The following is a 21,527-nucleotide window of genomic DNA, read 5'->3' on the forward strand; positions in this document are numbered from 1 at the left end:
CTCCCGCAGGGGTTTACGCTGTCTATTGTAACGCAGGATGGGGAAGCCCTATTGGCGCAGGCGCTCCCGATAGGCCTGATAGGCCTGGCGGATGGTGTCGTGTTTGAGGGCGAGGATGGCGGCGGCCAGGTAAGCGGCGTTGCGTGCCCCCCACGAGCCGATGGCCACACAGGCGACGGGCACTCCGGGGGGCATCTGGGCGATGGCTAAAAGGGCGTCTATCCCCTGCAGAGGGCTAGAGGGCAAGGGGACGCCGATGACGGGGAGGGTGGTGTGGGCGGCGACCGTGCCGGGCAGGGCGGCCGACCCGCCGGCGGCGGCGATGAACACCTCTACGCCCCGCTGGGGGGCAGTAACCACCATCTCCCGCAGTTTGTCGGGGGTGCGGTGGGCCGAGAGCACGTGCACCTCATAGGAGATGCCCAACTCGTCCAGCACCTTCACGGTCTCCTGCAGGGTGGGTTCGTCGGAGCGGCTCCCCATGACGACAGACACCAGAGGCATCAGTTCCCTCCTTTTGGCAGTGCGGCGATATCTCGCCTGTAGGTTATCCCTTCAAAGTGGATATGGGCAAGGGCGTGGTAAGCCTTTTCCCGGGCCTGGGCTAGGGTGGGCCCGAGGGCAGCAACTGTCAGCACACGGCCTCCATCGGTTACCACGGTCGGCTTCCCCTCGGCCAGGATCAGGCGGGTGCCGGCGTGGAACACCAGCGCCTCCTTTTCAGCCGCCTCCAAGCCCCTAATGGGATAACCCTTGCTGTAGTCCCCTGGATAGCCGCGGGAGGCGGCCACCACGCCCACGCAGGCGTCGGGGCTCCACGCCCACTTCTGGCCGTGCATCTCGGTGCGCACAACCGCCAGCAGGATGTCCAGCAAGTCGCCCTGCAAGCGGGGCAGAATGACCTGGGCTTCAGGATCGCCTAAGCGACAGTTGAACTCCAAGACCATCGGGCCGTCGGCTGTTACCATCAGCCCGGCGTAGAGGACGCCCTGGTAGGGACGGCCCTCGGCGGCCAGGGCGTGCACGACGGGTTCCAAGATGCGCTGGCGCACCGTCTCGGCCATGGCAGGCGTCCAAAACTCGGGGGGGCTGTAACTGCCCATGCCCCCGGTATTGGGGCCCTGGTCGCCGTCCAGCAGGCGCTTGTAGTCGCAGGCGGCCACCAGAGGGGACACATGCTGGCCATCGGTAAAGGTGAACACGCTCACCTCCCGCCCCACGAGGCAGTGTTCTATGAGGATGCGTTCCCCTGCGGGGCCGAACACCCGCTCCCGCATGGCGCGGGAAATGGCGTCCAGAGCGTCAGCAAAGGTGGCACACACGGTTACGCCTTTTCCTGCAGCGAGGCCGTCGGCTTTCACCACCACAGGAAGAGGCTGTCTTTTGACATAATCAATCGCCGATTGATAGTCCGTGAACACTTGGGCGGGGGCAGTGGGGATACCCCAGCGCTGCATGAGTTGCTTAGCGAACGCTTTGGACGCCTCAATCTGGGCGGCGGCGCGGGTGGGGCCGAAAATGGCCAATCCCTCCTGGCGGAAGCGATCCACGATGCCCTGGGCTAAGGGCAGTTCTGGCCCCACGACGGTCAGGTGGATACGGTGATGGTGTGCAGCCTGCACCAGGGCCTCTATGTCCGTGGCGGGGATGGGGATGTTGGTGGCTATTTTTGCGGTGCCGGCGTTGCCGGGCGCGACGAAGAGAGACTCTACTTGGGGGCTTTGGGCCAGTTTCCACGCCAGGGCGTGTTCCCGAGCGCCGGAGCCGACAACCAGGACGCGCATTCCTGTCTCCTAGGCGCGCCACCAGGGGATGAGGTCTTCCCCGGCATCGTCCTGGGCGAGGTGGGGGATGTGGGCGGTGATCGTGTGGCGCAGGCGTGCCAGGGCTTTGGACGGGGTGGGCTCCCGAACGGAGCATCCCAGCAGAGGACAGAAAGCCTCCCACTGACCGTCGGGCAGGTGTTCCAGGCGGAAGGGGATGAGGCTAGCCTTCACGGCGGGGGCATCTTCAGGCCCTGGGCCTTGGCCCAGGCCTCCAAGGCCTGCCGACTGACAACCCATTGGCCACCTTTTTTGGTGCCCACCAGGGTTCCCTCCCGCAGAGCACGGCGCAGGTGCTCAGGGGAGACGCCCAACAAACGCGCCGCCTGGGGCACGGAGAAGGTGTCAGGGAGTGCGGCCATATCAACCTCCACGATTATATCATGCCACAGGGAGGTTTAAGAATGTATCTTGTGCCAACGGGTGCGCCAAAGGGCGGTGTCGGCAACACAGGCGAACTCTGGAAAACGAATGGTTCACAGAACTCTCGTCAAGGGCAGGGGAAAGGCGAAAAAAGCAGAGGTGATGTGTCGGATTAGACTCATCAGACTCGTGGTGGATGACTGGGGGCCACGGAGGCCTGCTAAAGTGTTGGCGTATCGCTTTTTTGCGTATCACTTGGGAGGAGTTGAAGGGGCGCTCTATAAAGAAACAATACAAACCCCAGGATACGAGGTCTTTCTCATCTGCGGCGGCGGTTTTTTAGACCTATCCTAGTTATTTGCCCTATTCCCACTCGATTGTCCCCGGCGGTTTGGAGGTGATGTCGTAAACCACCCGGTTGACCTGGGGCACCTCGTTGACGATGCGGGTGGAGATGCGGGCCAACACCTCATAGGGCAGGCGCGCCCAGTCGGCCGTCATAGCGTCTTCCGAAGTAACAGCGCGAACGGCCACCAGATACCCATAAGTGCGATAGTCGCCCATCACCCCCACGGTGCGCACATTGGTCAGCACCGCGAAGGATTGCCACAACTGCCGATACAGGTTGGCCGCCTTGATCTCGTCCATCACGATCCAATCGCACGCCCGCAAAATCTCCAGTTTTTCTGGGGTAACTTCACCAATGATGCGGATGGCCAGCCCGGGCCCGGGGAAAGGCTGACGAAAGACGATCTCCTCCGGCAGGCCCAGGGCCAGCCCCACTTCCCGCACCTCGTCTTTAAACAAGTAACGCAATGGCTCCACCAAGCGCAGGCGCATGGTGGCCGGTAACCCCCCTACATTGTGGTGGGTCTTGATTTTGGCAGCTGCCTTGGCGTCGCCTTTGCTTTCAATGATGTCAGGGTACAAGGTGCCCTGTGCCAGGAAGTCCACCTTTCCCAGGGCTGCCGCCTGCTCCTCGAAGACGCGGATAAACTCCTCCCCCACCACACGGCGCTTCTCCTCGGGATCCACTACCCCTCGCAGGCGCTCCAAAAAGCGTTGTGAGGCGTCCACATAGAGCACCCGCAGGCCCATCTTGGTGCGAAAAGTATGGAGCACCCGTTCCGGCTCCTCCCGCCGTAACAGGCCGTTGTTGACGAACACGCAGGTGAGTTGGTCGCCCACTGCTTGATGCACGAGGGTGGCTGTAACGGCGGAATCTACCCCACCCGACAGGGCGCACACCACTTTGCCGTCCCCGACTTGGGAGCGGATGCGCTCTGTCGCCTCGGCGATGAAGTTACGGGGTGTCCACAGGCCCCGACAGCCACACACGCGGTACAGGAAGTTGGCCAGAATTTGGCGTCCATAGGGGGTGTGGGCCACCTCGGGATGGAACTGCAGTCCATACAAGCCCCGCTCGGGCGAGCCAATGACAGCCAGAGGGGAGTTTTCCGTATAGGCGAGGGCTTGAAAACCTGGGGGCATCTCCACCACCTGGTCTCCGTGGCTCATCCAGACGGGCATCGCGGGGGGGAGGTCTGCAAACAGGGGGGTCTGGGGCACGTTCTGATGCAGGACGGCGTGGCCATATTCCCGCTTGGCGGGCGCCACCTTGCCCCCCAACTGGTAGGCCAAGGCCTGCATCCCATAGCAGATCCCCAATACGGGCACGCCCCACTCCAACACAAAGGGCGGAATTAAGGGTGCCCCCGGTTCATACACGCTGGCGGGCCCTCCCGAAAGGATGAAGCCCTTGACCTTGAGGTGGGCCAGCGCGTCAGGGGTAACATCAAAGGGGTGCAGTTCACAGTACACCCGACACTCCCGCACCCGGCGGGCGATGAGGCGACTGTATTGGGACCCAAAGTCGAGGACGACGATGGCCTCGTCCGCTGTCTTGGGGTGCTCGGGGGTCTGGTCAAGGGTCTCACCTTGGCGGTGGCGCGAAATCTCCAAGTAGGTGGATACTTCCAGGTGGTCGCTGGCGGCCACACGCCGCCCGCTCTTCCCAAGGGGACCCTCAGGGCTCGGCTCGTGGCTCATCTTGGCCCAAGGGTAGCACGCTATGCTATACTAGTCAAGGAACAGCGGGGCAAGTTCCCGCCCCCAACGGGAGGAGGGCTCCCCTGCACGACCGATCTTTTATCACAGACCTGCCCCTTGCCCTGGCGCGCCAGGTGGACGAGGCGGTGGCGATGCTGACCCGGGGGGGCATTGTGGCTTACCCCACCGATACGGTTTATGGCTTGGGTGGGGATGTCTTTTCTGAAAGCGCTGGAGAGAAAGTGTTCGCCGCCAAAGGACGCCCTGTGGGCATGCCCTTGCCGGTGTTGTTGGCCTCTGTGGAGGATGTGGAGAGGGTGGCTGTCTCCATTCCGCCAGTGGCCTATCGCCTGATGGAGCGCTTCTGGCCGGGGGCGTTGACGCTGGTGCTCCCCAAGGCTCCGAGTGTGCCGGCGGTGGTAGCAGCACGGGGATGGACGATCGGGGTGCGCGTGCCGGCGCATCCCGTGCCGAGGGAACTGGCGCGGCGCCTCGGCAACCCGATCCACGGCACCAGCGCCAACCCTAGCGGACTCCCCTCCGCCCAAACGGCCGACGAGGTGCGCCGCACCCTCGGGCACGTCGTGGATTACATCGTCGATGGAGGGCCCACACCCGGCGGGCAGAGCACGGTGGTGGACTTGACCGGCCCACAGCCCCGTTTGGTGCGCTCCGGCAATGTGCCCCGTGAGGCCATTCAGGAGGTCCTGGGACAGCCCTTGATAGGGGGTGGGTAGCGTGGAGGCCCAGAGCACACCCCGTCGCATCGCCATCGGGTGCGACCATCACGGCGTAGCCCTGAAGCAGGCTCTTATCGCCTTTCTGACCCAGGCAGGCTATATAGTTCAGGACTTCGGCACCCACGACCCGACGCCAGTGGACTACCCCGATGTGGCGGTGCAGGTGGCGGGGGCAGTGGCCCAGGGCAAGGTGGAGCGGGGCATCCTCATCTGTAGCACGGGAATTGGGATGAGCATCGCCGCCAATAAGGTACCCGGTGTGCGGGCTGCCCTGTGCCATGACACCTTTTCGGCCCAGCGGGCGCGGGGACACAACAACGCCAATGTGCTGTGCTTGGCGGGTTCGGCACTCCAGCCCACCCAAGCCCAAGACATCCTCCAGGCCTTCCTCACAACCCCCTTTGAAGGGGGACGGCACGCCCGCCGTGTGGAGAAGATCGCCCATCTGGAACGCTCGCACATCGCCTGTTGTTAGGGTGTTGCCGTGGCTGTGCCTCCACCCGTCCTGGACGCCTCACCCGTAGTAGAGAGAAGTCTGCGAGCATATCTTGAAGGGCGTGGGGAACTCCTATATCGGATGTTGGAATATCACTTGGGATGGCGCGATCCCCAGGGCGACTCCACTCCTACGGCTCCTGTGCATCCCTATGGGTCTCTGGCGGTGTTGGCCGGACAGGGGTTGGGCCTTCCTGCGACCGCCGTGGCGGTCTGTGGGGCAGCGGTAGAACTCCTCGCCCATTTCCACGCCGTGCACCGGGAGATTCAGGATGGCACCCCCGGCTCGTCCGAGCGGCCGGCCCTCTGGTGGCTGTGGGGACCTGCCCAGGCCATCAATGCAGGGGATGGTTTCCACGCCCTGGCCCGCCTCACCCTGGTGCAGGGTATGCAGGCGCAGGGGTACTCCTCGGAGCGCCTAGTTGAAGCCTTGCGTTTGCTGGATACCACGGCCCTTGCCCTGTGTGAGGGGCGCTATGAGGACCTGCAGCTGCAGGAACGCCTAGAGGTAACCGTAGCCCAATGCCGGCGCATCGCTCAAAGCCAAACGGGGGGGGTGGTCGGGTGTGCCTTAGCCCTACCGGCTATACTCGCGCACCGCCCTAGCGAGGTGCAGAACTTGTGTCAGGAGGCAGGGCGTCGGTTGGGCGAGGGGGTGCACTACTGGCACGACGTGCGCCGCTGGCGCCGTCCCGTGAGCGAGGGGGTAGCAGGTCCTGTCCTCAACAAGAGTAAAACCTTGCCCCTGGCTTTGGCTCTCCAACGGGCCAGCGTGCGGGAGAAGCGGGAACTGGGCGTTGTGTATATGAAGCGGGTTTTGGAGCCTGCGGATATTCCCGCATTGACAGCCCTTTTAGAGCGTTTGGGGGCATTTACCGAGGCGGAAAGCATAGCCCAGCAGGCCATAGAGGACGGTTTGCGCCTGTGGACAAGTGTTACCGGCGACAGGGGCGATACTTTGCGGGAAGCGGTGCACTATCTAGCCCACGAGGCCCCGATATAGAGGTATCCTTCACATCCCCTGCAGGAGGTGCCCCGTGCAAAAGGCGACCATTCGCCACCTGCCCGTAGCGGGCAGGCGGGTGCTGGTGCGGGTGGACTTCAATGTGCCTATGGAGGATACCCGTATAACCGACGACACCCGCATTCGTGCCGTCCTGCCCACCATCCGTTATTTGGTGGAGCAAAAGGCGAAGGTGATACTCTGCTCCCATTTGGGACGGCCAGGGGGCAAGGTGGTGGAGAAGGAGCGCCTGCGTCCCGTTGCCCAACGCCTGTCGGAGGTGTTGGGACACCCCGTGCAGTATGTTACCGATTGCATCGGCCCTGTGGCGCAGCAGGCGGTGCAAGCCCTTACGCCAGGCCAGGTGCTTCTGCTGGAGAACCTACGCTTTTACCCCGGTGAGGAGAAGAACGACCCGACCTTCGCCCAGGCGTTGGCTTCCCTGGCGGAGGTGTTTGTGAACGATGCCTTCGCTGCCTCCCATCGTGCTCACGCCTCGGTGGTGGGCGTGCCCCGCTACCTGCCCAGTGTGGCAGGCTTCCTGATGGAGAAGGAACTGCAGGCGTTAGGGACGGTGCTCACCGCTCCCCAGCGCCCCTTGGGTCTGCTGTTGGGCGGGGCCAAGGTGAGCGATAAGATGCAGGTGTTGGGGAACCTTCTCCCGCGTGTGGATGTGCTGCTCATCGGCGGGGGGATGGCGGCCACTTTCCTCAAGGCCCAGGGTTTGGAAGTAGGGCGCTCGTTGGTGGAGGAGTCCCTGCTCCCCTTCGCCCGCCAGGTGTTGGACGATACACGCCGGCGTGGGGTGGAGGTGAGTCTCCCTCAGGATGTGGTAGTGGCTCCCACCCTTGAGGCGGGTGCCCCCTATACCATTCTCCCTGTAACGGCCATTCCCGCCGACTGGCGGATTGTGGATGTGGGCCCCAGCACCGTGGCCCTTTTTGCCGTGCGCCTCGCACGCTGTAAGACCGTCGTCTGGAACGGCCCTGTGGGGGTGTTTGAGGTGCCCGCTTTTTCCCACGGCACCCGTGCCCTGGCCTATGCCCTGGCTGATCTGACCCAACGGCAAGGCCTGGTGAGCATTGTGGGGGGCGGGTCTACCGCTGAAGCCGTTACCCAGGTGGGCCTTGTGGAGAAGATGTACCATGTCTCTACGGGCGGGGGGGCATCCTTGGAGTTCCTGGAGGGTAGGGAACTCCCCGGCGTGAGCGCCTTGTGGACAGTTGAGCAAGTGGCGAGGGGGCGGCGTGATTGATTTCCCCGGCCTGGCAGACCTCCTCCTGGACTCGCCGAGCAAAATCTTGTTTCTGGTGGTGGACGGGTTGGGGGGGCTTCCCCATCCCGAGACGCGCCGTTCCGAACTGGAGACAGCCCACATTCCCCATTTGAACGCTTTGGCTAAGCAGAGCGCGTGCGGTCTGACGACTCCTGTCCTGCCCGGCATCACCCCGGGCAGTGGGCCGGGGCATTTAGCCTTGTTCGGCTATGACCCGCTGAAGTACACCATCGGGCGGGGGGTGTTGGAGGCATTGGGTATTGGCTTGGAGGTGCGCGCGGGTGATCTAGCGGCGAGGGGCAACTTCTGCACGGTGAATGCCCAAGGCATCATCCTGGACCGACGGGCAGGGCGCATCTCTTCCGAGGAGAGCGCCCATTTGGTGCACCGTCTGGCGGGCATCCGCCTCCCCGGGGTATACCTGGAGGTGCATCCCGTCAAGGAGCATCGCTTTGTGGTGCTCCTGCGGGGGGATGGCCTCTCCGAGGAGGTGTGCGATACAGACCCGGGACGCACCGGTGTTCCCCCTCGGGAGCCGACGGCCCTGTCCCCGCAAGGGGAGCGCACCGCCACCCTCGTGCGCACCTTCGTGCAGGAGGCGCGCCACCTTCTCCGCCACGAGCCAAAGGGGAATATGGTGCTCCTGCGGGGATGGTCGCGCCTGCCGGCTTTCCCCAACTTTGCCGAGACTTATCGCCTGAGAGCGGCGGCGGTGGCAGCTTATCCGATGTATCGGGGTATTGCCCGGGTGTTGGGGATGCAGGTGCTCCCCACGGGAAACACCTTCGCCGAGGAGGTGGCCACTGTGCGGGAGCATTGGCACGCCTATGATTTCTTCTTCCTCCACTACAAGCCCGCCGATGCTGCGGGCGAGGATGGGGATTTTGCCAGTAAGGTGCGGGCATTAGAGGCTTTGGACGCCCATATCCCCGACCTTTTGGCGTTGCGTCCCGAGGTGTTGGTGGTGGCGGGCGACCACGCTACGCCGGCCCTGGTGGGAGGGCACTCGTGGCATCCCGTGCCCTTGCTCATTCACTCCCGCTACACAGTGGGCGAGGGAGTAGAAGGGTTCAATGAGAAGGCGTGTGCCCTGGGGTCTTTAGGGCGGTTGCCGGCCACAGCCGTTATGCTGCTCGTCTTGGCCCACGCCGGCCGCCTAGCCAAATACGGGGCGTAGGAGGCAACGGTGCCCATCCCTATGCTGGTTGGTAATTGGAAGATGCATACCACTGTTGATGAGGCGGTGGCCCTGGCTCAGGCCATCCGCTCTCAACTGCATGACCCTCCCCATGTGCTGACAGTGCTGTGCCCGCCCTTTATCTCCCTGGTGCCGGTGGCTCAACTGCTCCAAGGCTCCACCATCGCCCTGGGGGCACAAAACATGCACTACGAGGCCAAAGGGGCTTTTACAGGCGAAATCTCTCCGGCGATGCTGAAAGACTGGTGCCAGTTTGTGATTTTGGGCCATTCGGAGCGTCGCCACATCTTTGGGGAGAGCGATGAGGTGGTCAATCGCAAGGTGAAGGCGGCTTTGGCGTGGGGGTTACGCCCCATTTTATGCGTGGGGGAGACCTTGCCTGAGCGCCAGGCGGGGCAGGCGGTGGCGGTGGTGCGCCAACAGGTGGAGCGGGCATTAGAGGGGGTGGCCGATTGTAACGGGCTGGTGGTCGCCTATGAGCCGGTATGGGCCATCGGCACAGGGATGCCCGCTACCCCCGAGGCGGCTGAGGAGATGATGGTGGAAGGGGTGCTGCGTGGCTTGGCGAGCCTTTTCGGGGAGCACAATGCTGTGAAGGTGCCGCTCCTCTACGGGGGGAGCGTGACACCGGAGAACCTGGAGGGGTTTGTACGCCAGCCGGCCATTCACGGAGCGTTGGTGGGGGGGGCCAGTCTGCGGGCCGACGCCTTTTGTGCGATGGTGCGGATCGTGGAGCGGGTGCGGGGGTAAAGGGGGTGCCGGCTCCCGCCAGTAAGCCTCCGCTTCTGGCCATCGTCGGCCCCACGGGCACAGGGAAAAGCGCTCTTGCTGTGGTTTTGGCCCGCCACTTCCGAGGCGAAATTGTTAACGCCGATAGCGGGCAGGTCTATCGGGGATTGGACATCGGCACCGCTAAGCCCCCTCCCCAAGTGCGTCAGGAGATTCCCCACCACCTTTACGACCTGGTGAATCCCGACGAGCCCTTCAGCCTGGGCCTGTATGTGCGCCTGGCGCGGGAGACGATCGCCGATATCCACTCTAGGGGTGCCCTGCCCATTTTAGTGGGGGCGTCGGGGCAGTATGTATGGGCGCTTTTGGAGGGCTGGGAGGTGCCTGAGGTGCCGCCCCAGCCCTCCCTGCGCGCCGCACTGCTCGCGAAGGCTCAACTGGAGGGCCCCGACGCCCTTTATGCCCTGCTGCAACGCCTGGATCCCCACGCGGCGCAGCACATTGACTCCCGCAACCTGCGACGCGTCGTTCGTGCCTTGGAGGTGTGCCTCACCTCGGGCAAACCTTTCTCGGCGTTGCGGCGAAGGGGGGAGGTGCCTTGGCGCTGGCTGGCCCTGGGCTTGACCTATCCGACCCGTCAAGCCCTCTATCAGGCTTTGGACCAGCGGGTGGAAGCCATGTTGGAGGGGGGCTGGCTGGAGGAAATCAGGGGCCTTCTGGCGCAGGGTTATAGCCCTGACCTCCCCGTATTGGCCCGCCTGGGGTATCGCCCTGTTATGTTGGCGGTGCAGGGGCGCATGTCCCTAGAGGAAGCGGTGGCACAGGTGAAACGGCTCCACCGGGTTGTGGCGCGGCGGGCTTACACCTGGTTCCGCCCTGATGATCCTCGCATCCGTTGGCTTGTGGTGAGCCCTGAGCTAGCCCAGCAGGCCCAGGATGTGGTGAGGACCTTTCTCGGCCAATAGGTGCATTCGTGTCCGTGCCCCAAGGCGACGGCTTAGGGGAGGCGCAGGCGCTCTTCCAGGTGCTTCTCCAGGTCGGCGATGGGCAGGCGCACCTGGGCCATACTGTCCCTATCACGGATGGTAACCTGCTGGTCTTCTAGGGATTGGAAGTCGATGGTGATGCAGTAAGGGGTGCCGATTTCATCAAAACGGCGATAGCGCCGTCCGATGCTTTGGGCATCGTCGTAGGCCACCGTCCAGCGTCCCAAGCCTTTCAGGGATACATAGATTTGACGGGCCAGGGGCACCAGGCGTTCGTTGCGACTGAGGGGCAAAACGGCGACCTTGATGGGCGCCAAGGCGGGATGTAAACGCAACACCACTCGTACCTCGTCCTTGTCCGGCTCCTCAGTGTAGGCGTCGATCAGGAAGGCCAGAGCGGCGCGGTCCACTCCGCCCGAGGGTTCAATGATGTAGGGGACGAGGTGCTGTTTGGTCTCTTCATCAAAGTAGGTGAGGCGTTCCCCACTGAACTGGGAGTGGCGCTGGAGGTCAAAGTCGGTGCGGTTGGCGATGCCTTCTAGTTCTGCCCAGCCCCAGGGGAAACGGTATTCGATGTCCACAGTGGCCTTGGCGTAGTGGGCCAGTTCCCCTTGGGCGTGCTCCCGCAGGCGCAAGTTCTCCCGGCGGATGCCGTAGCGCAGATACCAGTTGTACCGCTCCTCCACCCACCGCCGGTGCCACACCTCGTCTTCACCTGGCTTCACAAAGTACTCGATCTCCATCTGCTCAAACTCACGGGTGCGGAAGGTGAAGTTGCCCGGGGTGATTTCGTTGCGAAAGGCCTTACCTATCTGGGCGATGCCGAAGGGGAGGCGCTTCCGAGTGGCATTCAGCACATTCAGGAAGTTTACAAAAATGCCTTGCGCCGTTTCCGGGCGCAGGTAGACCACATGGGCAGAGTCTTCTACGGGCCCCATGAAGGTCTTGAACATCAAGTTGAACATGCGCGGCTCGGTGAGGGGGCCACCACAATCGGGGCAGCGCTGCGGGTCGGCCAGGTCAGAGGGACGCCAGCGGGTGTGGCAGGCCTTGCACTCGGCTAGGGGGTCAACGAAACTCTCTAGGTGGCCACTCGCCTCCCAGACCCTGGGGTGCATCAGGATTGCGGCGTCCAGGCCCACCATGTCGTCCCTTTTGAGCACATTGTCCCGCCACCAGAGGTCTTTAATGGCCCGCTTCAGTTCCACCCCTAGGGGGCCGTAATCCCATGTGCTTCCCAAGCCCCCGTAAATTTCACTACTGGGGAAGATGATGCCCCGCCGTTTACACAGGGAGACGATTTTCTCCATGTCCACGGCTGGAGGGGGATGGTGGGTCATCTTCTAGCCTCCGGAGGGAGCACACCTAGGGTGAGGGTAGCAAAGGGCCTCTCCCCTGTCAAAAAGTGCGTGTGTGGTGTAGGACACCTGCGCCTGACGCCTTTCAGGCCGACGCGGGGCGCCGCTGGCGACGGGCAGGGGTCTGGGGCGTCTCGGTGCGTTGCTGGGGTGTGGAGGCCGAACAGTCGTCACAGAGGCGATAGGTGGTCTGGCGCTGAAGGCCGGGCAAAAGATATCGTCCTAGCACCTTGTGGCAGTTGTGGCACACCACCGTCCACCACACCTTGCGGTGGGGGGCGCGCCAACCCGAAATGGCTGGCATATCCCTTCCTCGCACGAATTTGTCTGGTTTTAGTATATCCCAGGGGGGCCACAGACAGGCAAGGGCTGTATAATCCTCTGAAGGGGGTGTGGCATGCCGACGGCGCGGATCAACGGTATCCAGCTCTACTATGAAGTGCACGGGCAGGGGCCAGCGGTGGTGTTCGCCCACGGGGCGGGGGGGAACCACCTGAGCTGGTGGCAACAGGTGCCCGTCTTCTCCCAACGTTATACCTGCATTACCTTTGACCACAGATCCTACGGACAGTCCGTGGATGACCCGGCTGGGGTGGGCATGCGGGGCTTTGTGGACGACCTGCGGGCGTTGCTGGACCACTTGGGTATTCGGGATGTCTACTTGGTGGCCCAGAGCATGGGGGGCTTCACCTGTTTGGGGTTTGCCGTGCGCTGGCCTGAACGGGTGAAGGCCCTCGTGCTGGCTGACACTACCGGGGGGATTGCGGATCTGCAACTCTTGCGTCAGCAGCGGGAGAGGCGGCAGGCCCCCGATTACCCCAAAGACCTCCTAGCGCGCGTCTTATCGGCTGGGTTTCGCCGGCGCTATCCTGAGCGGGCCTTTCTTTACGCCCAGGTCTCCGCCCTCAATCCGCCGCGACCAGAGAACTTTTTAGAGCCCCTTTGGAATGGGGAAGGGCCCACGGCTGAGGAGGTGGCCCGCCTCCGGGTGCCCGTGCTCCTGATCGGGGGAGCGGAGGATCCCCTGACCACACCCGATATCATGCGCCTGGTGCACAAACTTATCCCCTCCTCGCGGTTAGTGCTGGTGCCAGGAGCAGGCCATTCAGTCTACTGGGAGAAGCCAGGGATATTCAATCGCCTGGTGCAAACCTTTTTTGACCGTGTTACCTAAAAGGAGGCGCCCATGTTGTTTGAGGCGGAAGGGCGGGACTTCGCCTTCGCCGCTACAGGCGATGCCATGATCACCCGCCCCTTGCGGGTGCACCGCGAAGATCGTTTCTTGGGTTTGGTGAACCTCCTCCGGAGCGCCGACGCAGCCTTCACCAACTTGGAGATGTTGTTCCACGATTACGAGGGAAGCCCCGGCTTTCAGACGGGCACCTATACTCGCTCCGACCCTGCCAACCTGGAGGAGCTCAAGTGGATGGGCTTCCAGATGGTCTCCTGCGCCAATAACCACGCCTTTGACTACGGGGAAGTAGGCTTGCTGACGACGCGGGAGCATCTGCGCCGGGTGGGGCTGGTGGCTGCGGGCACCGGGCGCAACCTGGCGGAAGCCCGCGCTCCTGCCTACTTGGAGACCCCTAAAGGACGCGTCGCCCTCCTTTCGGTTACTTCTACCTTCCCCGAGCACGCCCGCGCGGGCGACCAACGCCCCGATATGCAGGGACGGCCCGGGGTCAGCGCCCTCGGCTATCAGGCCATCTACACGGTGGATCGTGAGGCTATGGCCCACCTTCGGCGTATCAGCCAAGCGCTGGGTTTTGAGGAGGAGAAGGAGTATCAGCGCCAGTTCGGGTTCACGGGGAATATTCCCCAGGATACGGACACCGACTTCCACTTCCTGGGGCGCAAGTTCCGGGTGGGGCAAGGCTTCGCCGTCCACACCCTGCCCCAAGATGGGGATGTGCAGGACATCCTGCGCTGGGTGCGCGACGCCCGTCGGATGGCCGACTGGGTGGTGATGAGCCTGCACAGCCACGAGAGCGGGGCCACCCGCGACGAGCCGGCCGAGTTCGTGCGCACCTTCGCCCGCCTGTGCATCGATAACGGGGTGGACATCTTCGTGGGGCACGGCCCCCACTTTCTGCGGGGTATCGAAATTTACAAGGGTAAGCCTATTTTTTACAGCCTGGGCAACTTCATCTTCCAGAACGACACGGTCTATAAACTCCCCCAGGACGCCTACACACGCTTCGGGTTGGGCTACGACGCCACTCCTGCGGACTTCTTTGAGGCCCGCACCGCCGGCGATACCCGGGGGTTCCCCGCCAATCCTGTCTATTGGGAGACGGTCGTGGCAGTTACCCACTTTAGGGCGGGGCGGTTGGAAGAGGTGCGCCTGTACCCGTGCGAACTGGGGGTGGGACGCCCCCGCTCCCAACGGGGACGGCCCCTGCTGGCCTCCCCCGAGGCGGGTGCCCGATGCCTGGAGCGGTTGGCCCGCCTGTGCCAGCCCTTGGGCACCGACCTGCGCCTGGTGGACGGGGTGGGTATCGTGCGCCCCTAGACGGGGAAATGGCCCGGCTGAGATCCTCCTAGAAAGGGTTATTGATTGGGACGCGCTTCACACCGCTCAGGGGGAGGTTGTCATCTTTGCTGGCCCTGGGAGCATCCTCACCCTCTTCTCTGGGACAAGGGTGAGGGAGAGGCCCTATTAGCGCGTCAGGGCGCAGAAGGCCGGGGCGCTCTGTCCAAGCCTTTGGTGTGTCCTTGACCGTCTCGGGGGGGGCTGGTAGACTAGTGGCAATACCATATGCCAGCCCTGACGGAATGGGGGTGGGCATGTTCCAGTTCAAAGAAATCCGTCGTGCCTACGGGTTTGATGAGGTGGCCATCGTCCCCGGCCAGGTTACCATCAACCCCGACCAGACCAACATTGAGTTCCAGTTGGGCCCCCATCGCTTCGCCATTCCTTTCCTGGCATCCTCTATGGATGCCGTGGTCAGCCCCTCCTTTGCCATTGCTATGGGCAAGGCGGGGGGACTGGCCGTTTTGAACCTCGAGGGGGTGTGGACCCGCTACGAGGATGCCGATGCGGTGCTCCAACAGATTGCCGAGGCTCCCCCGGGGGAGGTAACAACCCTCCTCCAGAAGATTTACAGCGCTCCCCTGAAAGAGCACCTAGTCGGCCAGCGCATCCGAGAGATCAAAGCGGGGGGTGTGGTGTGCGCAGTGGCGGTAACACCCCAAAACACCAAGCGCCTTGCCCCCCTGGCCGTTGAGGCGGGGGCGGACATCTTGGTGGTGCAGGCCACTGTTACCACGGCCCGCCACATCTCCAAAAGTTATCGGGGGCTTATCTTTTCCGAACTGGTGCAGCAGGTGAACATCCCTGTCCTGGTGGGCAACTGCGTTACCTACAGTGCTGCCCTGGAACTGATGGAGACGGGGATTCACGGCATCTTGGTGGGGGTGGGACCGGGGGCAGCCTGCACCACACGGGAGGTGGTGGGTGTGGGAGTCCCCCAGGTAACGGCCACGATGGATTGCGCTGCTGCCCGGGAGGAATACTATCGCCAAACGGGGCGGTATGTGGTGGTCATCACCGACGGGGGCATGCGCACGGGTGGGGAGGTGTGTAAGGCCTTTGCGTCGGGGGCCGATGCGGTGATGCTGGGCACCCCCTTCGCCCAGGCCAAGGAGGCCCCAGGCAGGGGCTATAACTGGGGGATGGCGACTTCTCACCCCGCCCTCCCGCGGGGCACGCGGGTGAAGGTGGGGACGAAGGGCACCTTGCAGGAGATCCTGTTCGGCCCCTCGCGGGTAACCGACGGCACCATGAACCTGGTGGGGGCGTTGCGGGTGGGCATGGGGATGGTGGGGGCTTTCACTATTCGCGACTTCCAGAGGGCGGAGCTGGTCTACGCCCCCGACATCAAGACCGAGGGGAAGGCCTACCAGTTGGCCCAGCGTGCCTAACCCAAGGAGGTGCCTGTGCTCTATGAACTGCGCATTTACGAGGCCATGCCCGGCAAACTGCCCGCCTTGAACAATCGCTTCGCCACCATCACCATCCCCATGTGGAAGAAGCACGGCATTCGCCCTGTGGCCTTCTGGACAGAGGACATCGGCACCAGTAACCAACTGGTCTACCTTCTGGCTTGGGAGAGCCTGGCCGAGCGGGAGCAGAAGTGGACGGCCTTCCAAAACGACCCCGAATGGCAAGCCCTCCGTGCCCAAACGGAACAAGACGGTCCCCTGGTGGCCCGTATTCATAACCGCATCCTGCACCCCACGCCCTATTCCCCCATGCAGTAGGCCCCTATGGAGCCTGCGGAGCGGTGGGTCACCGCCAACGGCTTGCGTGTGCATCTTTTGGAGTGGGGGCGAGGGCCATCTACGGCCCTCTTGGTGCACGCCACCGGCTTCTGTGCACTGACGTGGGCACCGGTGGCTGAGGTGTTGGCCCAACACAGGTGGCGTGTGCTGGCCCCCGACCTGCGGGGGCACGGCCTCACCGAGAAAGCCGTCGGCCCCGACCTACGGTGGAGCCTACTGGCTCAAGACCTGGCCTGCTTGATGGATGTTCTGGACTTGCGGGATGCCTTTCTGGTTGGCCATTCCCGTGGAGGGGGTGTAGTGCTCCTGGCGGGTCCCTGGATAGGGCATCGGGTGCGGGCTATGGTTCTGGTGGAGCCGTCGGCCATCATGCGGGGCAACGCCTCCCAGGTCAACACCTTTCTGGCAGCCCAGGCGCGTCAGCGGCGGGCGGTGTTTGGGAGTTTGGCCGAGGCTTTCGCCCACTATAAAGGGCGGGGGGCTTTCCGGCGCTGGCCCGATGCCAGCCTGTGGCTCTACCTGAAGGGAGGATTTGCCCCTCAAGCGGATGGAAGTGTGGCCCTCTTGTGCACCCCCGACACGGAGGCCAGGTTTTATGAGGCGGTAATGGATGTGGATAAGGATATGGCCTTCCATTCCATCCGTTGGCCGGTGCTTGTGGTGCGGGGGACTGAGAGCGACCGCTTCCGCTTTGACATGCCCGCCTTCCAACACTTCCTTCAGCAGGTGCACGGCCCTGTGCGCACGGCCGAAATCCCCGGCGCTGACCACTTCGTCCCTATGGAACAGCCTGAGGTGCTAGCACGGCTCATTCTGGATTTCTTTAAGGAAGTGGGCGCACCGGTATGACCATCCTCATCACGAATACCACCATCGTTACCTGCGACCCGGCGCGCACCATCCTCTCTAACGCCGCCCTTGCTGTGGAGAACGACCGTCTCGTCGCCTTAGGGCCTGCGGGGGAAGTGGCTCGGGCCTTTCCCCAGGCGGAGGTGGTGGACGGACGGGGTAGGGTGGTGTTCCCTGGCCTGATCAACTGCCATGCCCACCTCCTTCTGACGGTGGGCAGGGGCATTATGGACGACTTCGGTTTCCCCTCGCGCCTGCGCTTCCCCTCCGTCCCCTTTCCCCTACGCCTACCCCCTGGCCCCCTCTTAGGGGGGCTTTACCCCTTGAAGGTGTAGGGGATACCCAGTTCCGCACTGATTCGGCGGAAGTAGGCTAGGGTCTTGCGCGGGATAGGAATGCCCTTGGCCCGACGCTCTTGCTCCGTTTCCCATTCGGGCAGGCCGGGGTAGAGCACGCGGGAGTAGCCGGGGGCTGGGGGAGTCTCACGCAACGTGCGTAAGAAGGTATCCATATCGCGTTTGAACTCGGCCACGGGGCGAAACAGGTCAATACGCCATGCGGCGAAGAAGTGGCCTGCCGCCCCCTGGGGGTGGAGGGCCACGCTATGGCCCGCGCCGGACAGCACCCCTGTGAGGATGTCCACCATTGCCCCCAAGCCGTAGCCCTTATGGCTGCCGTGCTCGGGCGTTCCCCCCAGAGGGGTAAGGCGGCGCGCCGCCCGAGCCTTCTGGGGATCGGTGGTGGGGATACCGTTTTCGTCGGTGGCCCACCCCAAAGGGATGGAGCGTCCCAACGCCTCGGCGATAACCACCTTGCCCATGGCCACCGTGCTGGTGGCTATATCCAACACAAAAGGCGGTTCCTTGCCGGCGGGGACGGCGATGCTGAGGGGGTTGGTGCCAAGGCGGGGCTCTCGGCCGAAGGTGGGCACCACAATGGGTGAGGCGTTGGTCATGGAGAGGCCGATAAGGTCATGCTCCAAAGCCATAAGGGCGTGGATTTGGGCGGCACCGTAGTGGCGGCTGTTCTGGACGGCTACCATCCCCACCCCCGCGGCCAGGGCCTTCTGGATTGCTAGGCGCATGGCGAAGGGGCCGACCACCAGCCCTAGCCCGCCATCGCCGTTCACCAGGGCCGAGACTGGTGTCTCTCTCACTACCCGTATCTGCGGGCGGGGGTTGATGCGTCCTTGCGTCAGACCCGGCACATAGATGCTCTCTATATAGTGCTGGACGCCGTGCGAGTCGATACCGCGTAGGTCGGCCAGCACCAGCACGTGGGCGGCCGTCTCGCTATCGGCTTTGGGGACGCCCAAACGCTGAAAAAGGGTGGCGGTAAATTCCAAAAGAGGCTCAGCGGGTATGCGAACACTTTCGTCCTCTCTAACCTTCAGGAACTCCACCACGTCGCCTCCTAGAAGGGGGACTCGTGAACCCCTGATGCTGGTGGTAAGGATACTTTCTGCACAGGTCCCACGCAAGGGGTGAGGAGGCCAAATATGTGTTCCCTTTGGAAAAGCGGCGGGGTCAACCTCGCGGGTCGGGACTAAAGGCCCGACAGTTCGTCGCCCACTACCGGGGTGGTGATTGGCCCACCTCGTTTTCTTGAGACCGCCGTCGCGTCTCATCCTGCGCGATGGAGGGAAAGCGTATGGGGGGCGACCTTCGCTCAACGCCTCCGAAAAAGGTGAGGGCAACCTCTAGCCCTCTAGGGTGGCAATGACCTCGGCCACACTGGGGTGCAGACGATAGCCTGGCCCTTCGGGGAGGGACACCTTTTCCACTGGGCGCGGGAGGCCCGGGAAGCCCCGCATGCGGTGGCCCACAGACGAGAGGGTGCCTCCGATCTCCCGTGCCCGCATGTTCAAAGCCTGTTGGAGGGCTGTCCACCCCACACCCTCGGGATGCTTAGCTACCTCCTTGAGGATGCGACGGGCATCGGGGGAGAGGCGCCCCCAGAACCGACGCACTTGCTGTGGAGTCCACCTCTGCTCGCCCGCAGGCTTGACAGGCGGAGGTGGCGAGACTTCTTTCACCGTGACCGCTGCTGGCGTTTCTTTTGCAGCGCCTTCGGCAAGACGAGCAAGAATTGCCTGCACCTCATCCCACTCCCCTTCTAGGGTTACTGTTATACGGGCCATGTTCCCTCCTTCCCAATTGACACTGACCATAATAAGTGTAACAGTTCGAATCCAATGTGTAAAGGGTATAGGAGCAAAAAAGCGGTGTTTTAGGGTTTGCTCTCACACACTCAAAACAGATGGCCGAGGACATGCAGGGTGGCACATGCCAGCTTTGTCAGGCAGACGGGATGCACCGATGTGGTCAAGATGGGGCACGCAATACAAGGAGGCGAAAATGTGGGGGAGACGCAGGAGGTGTGCGAGTAACCACTCCCAGGAGTTTGGCCTGCGAAGCGGGAGCGTTGGCTGCGGATGTGTCCTAGCGGGCAACGGCGCCTGCCCGATCCCTGCATACTGTGTGGCGGCGCATAACGAGGGTATGGCAACTATGATTACGGTGCTCCCGATGAGCCTCCTTTCCAGTGTAGATGCCGATGCCGAGAGAGGTCTTCCGCTTTAGAACCGCCCACCGTCAATGACCACGTCCACTAAAGCGGGCTTGTCCAAGCTCAGGGCCTTCTCCAGGGTGGGGCGCAAGTGGTTGGGGTCTTCCACGCGGAACCCCGCCACGCCGTAGGCCTCGGCCTGTTTGCGCAGGTCCACGTCCAGATCCATGCCGATGAACTGGCTCTGGCGCTTCTGACCCAGCAAGGGGTAGTAGTAGCCCGTGAGGTATTGTTTGAGGATGCGGTAAGAGCGGTTGTTGCAGATGACATAAGTCACGGGGATGTTGTAGCGCGCTGCCGTGTACAGGGCCTGGATGGTGTACATGGCCGCTCCATCCCCCACCACGGCGATGACGGGGCGGTCAGGCTTGGCCAGTTTGACGCCCAAGGCGCCGGGCATGCCCCATCCCAAACCTCCTCCGCGAATGCCGAACAGGCAACCGGGCTCGTCAAAGTCCAGAGCATTGTTCAGAACGGCTCGTGTGGTGATGGACTCGTCGGCCAGGATGGCGTTGCGAGGCCAGACCGCCTTCAGGTCAAGGGCGAGGCGCTCGGGGGCGATGGGCTTCTGGTCCCACACCTCTTTGGCCCGCTTGAGGAAGGCCTCTTTACGGGCCTGCTTCTCCTGGGCCAGGGAGCGGGCGCGCAAACGGGCCGCCTCCTGGGCAGAGCCAGGCATCTCCTGCTGCAGGGCGTCGGCCAGGTCGACCAAGCCCTCCCGTATATCGGCCCATATCCCCACAGCGGTGGGGTACATCTTCTCGATATCCCAGACATTGCTGTCCAAGTGTATCAGGCGATGCTTGCTGGTGAGGAGGGGCTCGGTGTAAAGGAATTGGGCGTAGACAGGTGCGCCCACCGCCAGAATGACATCGTGCTGGTCGGCCAGGTCGCGGGCCTGGGTGGAGTTGAGGTTGACACTACCCTGGTACTGGGGATGGCTGGTGGGGAAGTTCACCTCGGAGAAGGCAAGGGCGTGCACCCGGGCTCCCACCAGTTCCGCCACCCGCACCGCCTCGGCCACCGCCCCCGACTGGGCGATGCGGTCGCCCACAAGCATTAGAGGGCGTTGAGCGCGGGCGAGCATGTGGGCCGCCTGCTCTACGGCCCGCTTATCGGGGCGAATACGGAAGTAGGTGGTCTGGGCGGGGGTGATCTCCACCTCTGCCTCCCTGTCCAGGGTGTCCCAGGGGAGGGAGAGGAACACTGGCCCTGTGGGGGGGGTGGCGGCCACCTTGAAAGCTCGGCGCACGGCCGTGGGGATGTCCTGGGGATGAAGAACTTCGTAACTCCACTTACTGAACTGCCGGCACATTTCAACGAGGTTGCCGGAGAGGACAGGTTCCTGGATGAGCATGCGGGTATCGGACTGGCCTGCAGTGAGCACCAGAGGGGTGCCTCCCCGATAGGCGTTGTAAAGGGCGGAGATGCCGTTGGCCAAGCCGGCGGCGATGTGCAGGTTCACGAAGGCCGGTTTGCCGGTCGCACGGGCGTACCCATCGGCCATGAAGGTGGGCGTGGCCTCCTGCAGACCTAGGATGTATTTCACCTGGGGGTAGTCCTGCAGGGCGTCCATCAACGGGAGTTCCGTGGTGCCGGGGTTGCCAAAGATGTATTCCACGCCGTGCGCCAGGAGCATCTGTAGTAAAGCGTCTCGCCCGCGCAGACGCGCCATGCTTCCTCCTTTCACGCAGGTGCCCACTGCACCCTGGGGGTATTATACGGAAAAGCCCTCTCCGGCCACCACTCTGGGCGGTCGCACAGGTGGTGCGAGGATCTGAGCATTTCGGCCCCTTACGGGCAAGT

Annotated in this window: 23 protein-coding genes; 13 read left to right on the top strand and 10 right to left on the bottom strand. The window is 63.3% G+C overall.

What is annotated here, in order from left to right:
* Positions 1-48: 48 nt before the first annotated feature.
* The 5 genes from purE to guaA all read right to left on the bottom strand — a co-directional run bounded on the left by purE (position 49) and on the right by guaA (position 4,235).
* Positions 49-504, bottom strand: a complete 456-nt coding sequence (gene purE, locus NZ951_00170; protein ID MCS7206348.1) for a 5-(carboxyamino)imidazole ribonucleotide mutase — start codon at positions 502-504, stop codon at positions 49-51.
* Complete coding sequence (gene purD, locus NZ951_00175; protein ID MCS7206349.1) at positions 504-1,784, bottom strand: phosphoribosylamine--glycine ligase; 1,281 nt, start codon at positions 1,782-1,784, stop codon at positions 504-506. The genes purE and purD overlap by 1 nt, the downstream gene beginning before the upstream one ends.
* A 9-nt stretch (positions 1,785-1,793) precedes the next feature.
* Positions 1,794-1,997, bottom strand: coding sequence for a hypothetical protein (locus NZ951_00180; GenBank protein MCS7206350.1), 204 nt, complete (start codon positions 1,995-1,997; stop codon positions 1,794-1,796).
* Positions 1,994-2,185 carry a helix-turn-helix domain-containing protein gene (locus NZ951_00185; GenBank protein MCS7206351.1) on the bottom strand — a complete coding sequence of 64 codons (192 nt, stop codon included), beginning with the start codon at positions 2,183-2,185 and terminating at the stop codon, positions 1,994-1,996. The genes NZ951_00180 and NZ951_00185 overlap by 4 nt, the downstream gene beginning before the upstream one ends.
* Before the next feature lie 364 nt (positions 2,186-2,549).
* Positions 2,550-4,235: a glutamine-hydrolyzing GMP synthase gene (gene guaA, locus NZ951_00190; GenBank protein MCS7206352.1), complete on the bottom strand. Its 1,686-nt coding sequence runs from the start codon at positions 4,233-4,235 to the stop codon at positions 2,550-2,552.
* A 134-nt stretch (positions 4,236-4,369) separates the two neighbouring features.
* Here guaA and NZ951_00195 point away from each other — a divergent pair, with 134 nt between their 5' ends.
* Genes NZ951_00195 through miaA form a run of 7 tightly spaced genes read left to right on the top strand, consistent with a single transcriptional unit; the run spans position 4,370 to position 10,641 of the window.
* Positions 4,370-4,972, top strand: coding sequence for an L-threonylcarbamoyladenylate synthase (locus NZ951_00195; GenBank protein MCS7206353.1), 603 nt, complete (start codon positions 4,370-4,372; stop codon positions 4,970-4,972).
* Position 4,973: 1 nt separating this feature from the next.
* The gene (gene rpiB / locus NZ951_00200) at positions 4,974-5,450 is read left to right on the top strand and encodes a ribose 5-phosphate isomerase B (protein MCS7206354.1); all 477 of its coding nucleotides are present in this window, start codon (positions 4,974-4,976) and stop codon (positions 5,448-5,450) included.
* Between the two features lie 9 nt (positions 5,451-5,459).
* Positions 5,460-6,473, top strand: a complete 1,014-nt coding sequence (locus NZ951_00205; protein ID MCS7206355.1) for a polyprenyl synthetase family protein — start codon at positions 5,460-5,462, stop codon at positions 6,471-6,473.
* Between the two features lie 34 nt (positions 6,474-6,507).
* Positions 6,508-7,728, top strand: coding sequence for a phosphoglycerate kinase (locus tag NZ951_00210; GenBank protein ID MCS7206356.1), 1,221 nt, complete (start codon positions 6,508-6,510; stop codon positions 7,726-7,728).
* Entirely contained in the window at positions 7,724-8,926 is a 1,203-nt protein-coding gene (locus NZ951_00215) for a 2,3-bisphosphoglycerate-independent phosphoglycerate mutase (protein ID MCS7206357.1), read from the top strand. The genes NZ951_00210 and NZ951_00215 overlap by 5 nt, the downstream gene beginning before the upstream one ends.
* Before the next feature lie 9 nt (positions 8,927-8,935).
* Positions 8,936-9,697: a triose-phosphate isomerase gene (tpiA, locus tag NZ951_00220; GenBank protein MCS7206358.1), complete on the top strand. Its 762-nt coding sequence runs from the start codon at positions 8,936-8,938 to the stop codon at positions 9,695-9,697.
* Positions 9,698-9,702: 5 nt separating this feature from the next.
* Entirely contained in the window at positions 9,703-10,641 is a 939-nt protein-coding gene (miaA, locus tag NZ951_00225; protein ID MCS7206359.1) for a tRNA (adenosine(37)-N6)-dimethylallyltransferase MiaA, read from the top strand.
* A gap of 32 nt (positions 10,642-10,673) precedes the next feature.
* Here miaA and NZ951_00230 read toward each other — a convergent pair whose 3' ends face one another.
* Positions 10,674-11,972 carry a glycine--tRNA ligase gene (locus tag NZ951_00230; GenBank protein MCS7206360.1) on the bottom strand — a complete coding sequence of 433 codons (1,299 nt, stop codon included), beginning with the start codon at positions 11,970-11,972 and terminating at the stop codon, positions 10,674-10,676.
* A gap of 133 nt (positions 11,973-12,105) precedes the next feature.
* A complete protein-coding gene (locus NZ951_00235) occupies positions 12,106-12,324 on the bottom strand; it encodes a hypothetical protein (GenBank protein MCS7206361.1) in 219 nt (72 codons plus the stop codon).
* A 93-nt stretch (positions 12,325-12,417) separates the two neighbouring features.
* Here NZ951_00235 and NZ951_00240 point away from each other — a divergent pair, with 93 nt between their 5' ends.
* From NZ951_00240 to NZ951_00265, 6 genes are all read left to right on the top strand, one after another.
* Positions 12,418-13,194, top strand: coding sequence for an alpha/beta hydrolase (locus NZ951_00240; GenBank protein ID MCS7206362.1), 777 nt, complete (start codon positions 12,418-12,420; stop codon positions 13,192-13,194).
* A gap of 12 nt (positions 13,195-13,206) precedes the next feature.
* Complete coding sequence (locus tag NZ951_00245; GenBank protein ID MCS7206363.1) at positions 13,207-14,532, top strand: CapA family protein; 1,326 nt, start codon at positions 13,207-13,209, stop codon at positions 14,530-14,532.
* Positions 14,533-14,801: 269 nt separating this feature from the next.
* Positions 14,802-15,944, top strand: a complete 1,143-nt coding sequence (locus NZ951_00250) for a GuaB3 family IMP dehydrogenase-related protein (GenBank protein MCS7206364.1) — start codon at positions 14,802-14,804, stop codon at positions 15,942-15,944.
* A gap of 15 nt (positions 15,945-15,959) precedes the next feature.
* Positions 15,960-16,283, top strand: coding sequence for an NIPSNAP family protein (locus tag NZ951_00255; GenBank protein ID MCS7206365.1), 324 nt, complete (start codon positions 15,960-15,962; stop codon positions 16,281-16,283).
* A gap of 6 nt (positions 16,284-16,289) precedes the next feature.
* Positions 16,290-17,153: an alpha/beta hydrolase gene (locus NZ951_00260; GenBank protein ID MCS7206366.1), complete on the top strand. Its 864-nt coding sequence runs from the start codon at positions 16,290-16,292 to the stop codon at positions 17,151-17,153.
* Positions 17,150-17,488 carry a hypothetical protein gene (locus NZ951_00265; protein ID MCS7206367.1) on the top strand — a complete coding sequence of 113 codons (339 nt, stop codon included), beginning with the start codon at positions 17,150-17,152 and terminating at the stop codon, positions 17,486-17,488. Before NZ951_00260 ends, NZ951_00265 begins: the two co-directional genes overlap by 4 nt.
* Here NZ951_00265 and NZ951_00270 read toward each other — a convergent pair.
* The 3 genes from NZ951_00270 to NZ951_00280 all read right to left on the bottom strand — a co-directional run bounded on the left by NZ951_00270 (position 17,470) and on the right by NZ951_00280 (position 21,396).
* A complete protein-coding gene (locus NZ951_00270; protein ID MCS7206368.1) occupies positions 17,470-18,555 on the bottom strand; it encodes an Ldh family oxidoreductase in 1,086 nt (361 codons plus the stop codon). The two genes, NZ951_00265 and NZ951_00270, sit on opposite strands and share 19 nt — an antisense overlap.
* A 297-nt stretch (positions 18,556-18,852) precedes the next feature.
* Positions 18,853-19,293 carry a hypothetical protein gene (locus NZ951_00275; protein MCS7206369.1) on the bottom strand — a complete coding sequence of 147 codons (441 nt, stop codon included), beginning with the start codon at positions 19,291-19,293 and terminating at the stop codon, positions 18,853-18,855.
* Positions 19,294-19,731: 438 nt separating this feature from the next.
* On the bottom strand, positions 19,732-21,396 hold the full coding sequence (locus tag NZ951_00280; GenBank protein MCS7206370.1) for a thiamine pyrophosphate-binding protein: 1,665 nt from the start codon (positions 21,394-21,396) through the stop codon (positions 19,732-19,734).
* Positions 21,397-21,527 lie beyond the last annotated feature (131 nt).

This window comes from Dehalococcoidia bacterium (genome assembly GCA_025060295.1).
Lineage (GTDB): Bacteria > Chloroflexota > Dehalococcoidia > Lucifugimonadales > HRBIN23 > HRBIN23.